The sequence below is a fragment of the Methanobrevibacter sp. genome, from assembly GCF_045541095.1.
Taxonomy (GTDB): domain Archaea; phylum Methanobacteriota; class Methanobacteria; order Methanobacteriales; family Methanobacteriaceae; genus Methanocatella.
This window is the reverse complement of the sequence record NZ_JAZQIJ010000279.1, coordinates 1-5,145: the sequence shown is the minus strand read 5'-3', so window position 1 is coordinate 5,145 and position 5,145 is coordinate 1. Positions and strand designations below refer to the sequence as shown.

At 34.1% G+C, this 5,145-nt stretch carries 8 protein-coding genes; all 8 read right to left on the bottom strand.

From position 1 onward, the window contains the following. Positions 1 to 41 precede the first annotated feature (41 nt). Positions 42 to 563 carry a (d)CMP kinase gene (cmk, locus tag ACKI2P_RS12090; protein WP_407377865.1) on the bottom strand — a complete coding sequence of 174 codons (522 nt, stop codon included), beginning with the start codon at positions 561 to 563 and terminating at the stop codon, positions 42 to 44. Further along, positions 563 to 829, bottom strand: coding sequence for a 50S ribosomal protein L34e (locus ACKI2P_RS12085; protein WP_407377864.1), 267 nt, complete (start codon positions 827 to 829; stop codon positions 563 to 565). The genes cmk and ACKI2P_RS12085 overlap by 1 nt, the downstream gene beginning before the upstream one ends. A gap of 120 nt (positions 830 to 949) precedes the next feature. After that, positions 950 to 1,528: a DUF106 domain-containing protein gene (locus ACKI2P_RS12080; RefSeq protein WP_407377862.1), complete on the bottom strand. Its 579-nt coding sequence runs from the start codon at positions 1,526 to 1,528 to the stop codon at positions 950 to 952. Between the two features lie 11 nt (positions 1,529 to 1,539). Continuing rightward, positions 1,540 to 2,100 (bottom strand): adenylate kinase, encoded by a 561-nt coding sequence (locus ACKI2P_RS12075; RefSeq protein WP_407377861.1) that lies wholly within the window; start codon positions 2,098 to 2,100, stop codon positions 1,540 to 1,542. Between the two features lie 39 nt (positions 2,101 to 2,139). Next, positions 2,140 to 3,501, bottom strand: coding sequence for a preprotein translocase subunit SecY (gene secY / locus ACKI2P_RS12070; RefSeq protein WP_407377860.1), 1,362 nt, complete (start codon positions 3,499 to 3,501; stop codon positions 2,140 to 2,142). A 31-nt stretch (positions 3,502 to 3,532) separates the two neighbouring features. Continuing rightward, positions 3,533 to 3,970 carry an uL15m family ribosomal protein gene (locus ACKI2P_RS12065; RefSeq protein ID WP_407377859.1) on the bottom strand — a complete coding sequence of 146 codons (438 nt, stop codon included), beginning with the start codon at positions 3,968 to 3,970 and terminating at the stop codon, positions 3,533 to 3,535. A gap of 15 nt (positions 3,971 to 3,985) precedes the next feature. Continuing rightward, the gene (locus ACKI2P_RS12060) at positions 3,986 to 4,444 is read right to left on the bottom strand and encodes a 50S ribosomal protein L30 (RefSeq protein ID WP_407377858.1); all 459 of its coding nucleotides are present in this window, start codon (positions 4,442 to 4,444) and stop codon (positions 3,986 to 3,988) included. A gap of 11 nt (positions 4,445 to 4,455) precedes the next feature. After that, a complete protein-coding gene (rpsE, locus tag ACKI2P_RS12055; RefSeq protein ID WP_407377856.1) occupies positions 4,456 to 5,097 on the bottom strand; it encodes a 30S ribosomal protein S5 in 642 nt (213 codons plus the stop codon). Between the last annotated feature and the right edge of the window lie 48 nt (positions 5,098 to 5,145).

Below are 5,145 nucleotides of genomic sequence, written 5' to 3'. Positions count from 1 at the left end.
GCAATTTTAACACATACTCTACCTACTTCGATTGATGCCATTTATATCACCTTTAATGTTTGAATAATGATTTCTGATAATCTTTCTGGATCGAAACTATCAGAATTAATAATTAAATCATAAACATCCATATTTGAAATGTCAATATTATGGATTTCCTGATATCTTAAAGCTTCGCTTTTTTCACGAACAATGATTTCGTCTTTAGCTATTTCCACAGATTTAGATTCCCTGTCTGCAATCCTTTTGGAACGCACGTCAAATGGGGTTACTAACCAAAGTTTCAAATCAGCATTGTCAACAAAAAATGCTGATAATCTTCCTTCAACAATTAGATTTTCTGCTTGTTTAGCCTTTAAAGCTTGTCTTTTGTCAATTTCTTTATCAATATCATCATTACCTTCAGCAAACTCACTGAATTCAAGAACAGACATTCCTCTTTCAGCAGCCATTTCCCTAAAAACAGAACCTGCAGAAATATAAGGAATATCTAACTTTTCTGAGAGCAACTCAGCAGTAGTTGAAGTTCCAGTTCCAGCTAATCCGCCAATAGTAATAATCATTATTTTCTAGCCTCGTTTTTGAAATGTTTACGAGCACAGCTTGAACATAAGTAACCACCGAATGGGCGGCTAGGTCTTTTAGCTGTTTTTGATAATTTTCCAATTTCATATGGGCGTCCACGAGGAACTCCATGTAATACTTTACCACATTCAGCACAAACATGCTTGGATGGTTTTTTCTTTTTGTACCTTAATACATTTTCCCCACCAGGGGTATTTTTATGAACTCTTTTATATGATCTTGATCTAAACCTATTAGCAGGCATTTAATCACCTATAAATTTAATTTTAATAAATATTTAATAATTGTGTAATAGCGTATTCAATATAGAATACTATAATATCTTTTTTTCATCATTAATAAATGTATAGTTTAATGGCTGATTTTAGAACCCTTGTTTGAATCCTAAGAATTTTCTTAATATCTGACTCATACCGAAGGTACAAATCATATACCATAACAACCAACCGATTCCATACGGAATAGTTGCTTTTCCACCATATACAATGCTTCCAATAGCATGCCACATCGGTGTTAAAGTAACCCAGTAAACGGTAGTCGGCAACATTACTACTAAATTGTGAACTGCAGATTGCCTCATCCAGAAGAATATCAGGAAAATCGGAACTAATGTGACAATCATCGGTTTGAACTGATTGGTCATCATTGCAGTTTGGTCACCCATTAATTCAGCCTGTTGAGCTTGAAGTCTGGCGATTTCCTTTCCATCCCCTCTTTTTTGAGCATCCCTAAGTTGGGATTGGAATTCTTTCATTTTAGCTTGTTGTTCATTTAATTCATCTTGATCGACCAGATACTTGTTTGCAATAGTAGTGATTAATGATACAATAAATGCAACAATCAATACTGTCAATGCAGGATTGGCAGGATTGGGGTCGATTGAAAGAATTGGGCCAAATACAGTATTCAATGCTTGATAAATTATATCTTGGATACCAGCCATTTATAATACCCCTATAAATTTAATACATTTACTAATTTTTTAACTGAAGAATCTAAATGATTGTCGTGATTGGATAAGATTTTAACAGTAGCCCCGGTTAAAGTTGCATAAGCCATAGAAGTAGCTCTGTTCATTTCTTGATGTAACTGGATATCTTTTGCTTTTTGTGTGTCACGAACACGAGTATCATTATTTAATCTTCTGAATATGATTTCATCAGGATGTGCTTCAATTAAGATAAAAAGGTCTGGTTTTAATTCTTCTAAAACCCAAATTGGAAGACCTGGTAAGAAACCGGATGGAGTGTTAATGGTACAGTGAGTATCTACAATAACATTATCCTTTTCTGATCTTGCCTTAATCTCTTTAGCTGCTTTAGCTTGAATTTCTTTTTGAATTTCAGGAGCTAATTTTCTTAAAGCATCCCTATCTTGAACTATGTTTTCCTTAATGGCGATTTCAGTCATTATGTCCCCATAATTTAAATGGACATAATCTACTTCATCAAGCGCCCTACCAAGTAAAGTTGAACTTCCAGAACCTGGAATACCTGTTAATACAACCAATTTCATTTTAATCCCTCATTTTATAAAAGATATTGCTTAGGAGAATTAGTCATCTCCTAAGAATTTTCTGAGAAGTGGATTTGAGGACATAAGTTGTTCCTCTGCCATTTCTTCATAAAGTTTATGAATAATACCTACAGTAAGCAATACACCAGTACCTCCACCTAAAGCACCGGTTAAATCTGCAAGGAAAGCAATAAGACCTACATATATACCACTGATAATGGTAAGTGCAGGAATATATTTTTTCAAAATTTTATACAATTGACGTTTACTACTTCTAAAACCAGGTATCTGAATACCTGAATTAAAAAGTTGTTCTGAAATCTTTTTAGCATTCAAACCACTGATTTCTACCCATAGATATGAGAATAACATACAGCATAAGATAAAGAATATTGCATATACAAGAACATGCAACGGTTCTGTAATAAACATTTGCAGTTTAGGTGTTGACAATAACCATGCAATACCATCAACAGGTTTTCCCTTATCGATATGTCCTAAAATCGGAACGCCGACTTTTTGGAAAATGTTTGCAAACAATGTGATGTTAACAAGCAATGCACTGGTTAAAATAACTGGCATGTTACTTGAGTATACGAATTTTAATGGGTATTTACCAACAGATCCTCTGATTCTTCCATGACCTCTTACACTTCCGTGAGAGATAGGAATTTCCACTCTCATGGATTCACCATAAAGAACAACTAAAAATACGATAATAGTTGCAATCAATGGAATCAAAATTGAAAAGTCATATACACCAGTGGTAGCTAATTGGATAAATTTAGGAATAATACCTGCAAGCAGACCATCAGTACCGTTCAGTATACTGAATGTACCAACAACAATTGCTTGACATACACCTGCCGCAATGAACAGACCTATTCCACTACCGAATCCCCATTTGGATACAACTTCATCAAGGTAAATAATTACCAAAGCCCCGATAACAAGTTGCAAAATCAATATTCCAGTATAAGAACCATCCATAGGTACAATGTTTCCGGTTAATACTAAAACAGAAGCCTCAAATAATGTAAATATAATAGATAATACTTTTTGAGTAGCTTGAAAGTGAGACTTATCCTTATGAGAAGACAAATCTAACTCCAAAAGATTAGAACCCACTAATAACTGCAATACAATGGAAGCAGTTACAATAGGACCAATCCCTAAAGTAAGAATTGAACCAAAACTTCCAGCCATAACTGCCCTTAATTGAGCAAATTGATCGACAGATCCTGGAGTAACACCATATAACGGAATTTGACATAAAAAGTAATATAATACTAAAACAATAGCAGTCCATTTAAGTTTTTCATTAAAGTCTTCTCTGTGAACAGGAGATTTAACTTCTGGAATAATTTTAAATATTGGCTCTAATGCTTCTAGCGCGGACATAATCTTCCTCAATAATAAAATTTGAAGAAAGCTATAATTCTATAGCTTCTCCTCCTAATTCTTCAATTTTTTCTACAGCGCCTGCTGAAAATTTAGGAGCTGAAATTTTGAAAGTTTTAGTGATATTACCTTTTGCTAAAACTTTATCAAAACCTAGTTCGGTTACATCAATGACAATTGCATCGCCATCTTTAGATGCTTTTCCACTAGCAATTAAATTGTCAGCTTGTTCTTCTAAATAGTTTAAATTAACAGCATTGACTTTTTTAATCATTTTTTGAGGTCTTTTGAAACCATGTTTACCAAAGTGGTCTGGGTCGTGGATTACAGTCCAGGTCCAGTGTTGTTTGCCCATACCTGCTTTACCTTTTCCACCTTTGTTACCTGCACCTCTACGTTTTTTAGTACAGCCTCCACCGTTGGATCTAGAACCTCTTTGTTTGTTAATTTTACGTTTTGTTCTAATCATAATATACACCTGAGTTTAAAGCATTCTTTTTGCAAGATCTTTAATTTCTTCTCCCCTGTAACCTAAAGAACCACCTTCATTTACAGATAAACGAATGTCTTCATATCCTTTTCTTGGAGGGTGTAAACGGAATACAGGTTTAATACCTACATCAGCTAATTTAACGTCAGAATTAATTAAAGCTTCAGCTAATTCAGAAATATTGTTGTAGTCAGTATTTTCTGCAACATATTCTTCTGTAACTCTAACATTACCTGGGAGTCTACCTCTTTTAGCAATGATTGCTGCTAAAGTTTCAGCATCAATTTCTCCCCAAGTGATGTAATCCTTAGCTTTTTGAAGCATACCTTCGTAACTAGGATTTTCTTCAACTAATACTGCATGGCTGATTCTGTTAAGTCTTAACATGTCTAAGGTGTCTGCAATATTTTTTATGACACCGGTAGTTCCTCTAACTCTAATAACTAAAAACATATAATCACCAATTAGTAGTTAACTCCCATCTTTTTAAGTTCTTCTTGAGTAGCTTTAACATTACTTAATTCTTTTAAAGCACCGAATACTGCGTTAGCAAAGTTAACAGTAGTTTGGGTTTGTCCGAAAGTTTGGGACCATACATCGTGAATACCGGCAAGTTTTAAGATAGTTTTACCAACATCACCAACTACTAAACCTACACCTGCAGGAGCTGGCATTAATGTAACACTTACACTACTTGATTTACCGGTTACTTTGAATGGTACTGTGTGTTCTCTTCCACATACACAACCCCAATCTCCACAACCTCTTCTAACTTTAATAATGTTGTATTTAGCGTTGTCTACAGCTTTTCTAATAGCAGGACCTACTTCTTTAGCTTTACCTTGGCCTAATCCTACATAACCATCTTTGTTACCTACAGCAACAATTACTCTGAAATTAACTTTTCTACCGGATTTATGCATCCTTTGAACTAAGTTAACATCCATTACTTCTTCTTCTAAATCTGGAATTAAGGCATCAACTATTTCTAATTCCATAATTGGAAGACCTTTTTCAAAAATTTCATCGATATCAGTAATGGTTCCATCTTTAACTAATCTACCCATTTTAGTTTTAGGTTCCCATTCATCAATATTAAAACTCATAGTTATACCTCTGCCTCGTCAATATTTTTTAAAGTTTCATCAAAGTTT

Excerpts from the sequence above, each read along its gene's own strand:
- cmk (WP_407377865.1), bottom strand. The coding sequence starts at position 563 with ATGATTATTACTATTGGCGGATTAGCTGGAACTGGAACTTCAACTACT.
- ACKI2P_RS12085 (WP_407377864.1), bottom strand. The coding sequence starts at position 829 with ATGCCTGCTAATAGGTTTAGATCAAGATCATATAAAAGAGTTCATAAA.
- ACKI2P_RS12080 (WP_407377862.1), bottom strand. The coding sequence starts at position 1,528 with ATGGCTGGTATCCAAGATATAATTTATCAAGCATTGAATACTGTATTT.
- ACKI2P_RS12075 (WP_407377861.1), bottom strand. The coding sequence starts at position 2,100 with ATGAAATTGGTTGTATTAACAGGTATTCCAGGTTCTGGAAGTTCAACT.
- secY (WP_407377860.1), bottom strand. The coding sequence starts at position 3,501 with ATGTCCGCGCTAGAAGCATTAGAGCCAATATTTAAAATTATTCCAGAA.
- ACKI2P_RS12065 (WP_407377859.1), bottom strand. The coding sequence starts at position 3,970 with ATGATTAGAACAAAACGTAAAATTAACAAACAAAGAGGTTCTAGATCC.
- ACKI2P_RS12060 (WP_407377858.1), bottom strand. The coding sequence starts at position 4,444 with ATGTTTTTAGTTATTAGAGTTAGAGGAACTACCGGTGTCATAAAAAAT.
- rpsE (WP_407377856.1), bottom strand. The coding sequence starts at position 5,097 with ATGAGTTTTAATATTGATGAATGGGAACCTAAAACTAAAATGGGTAGA.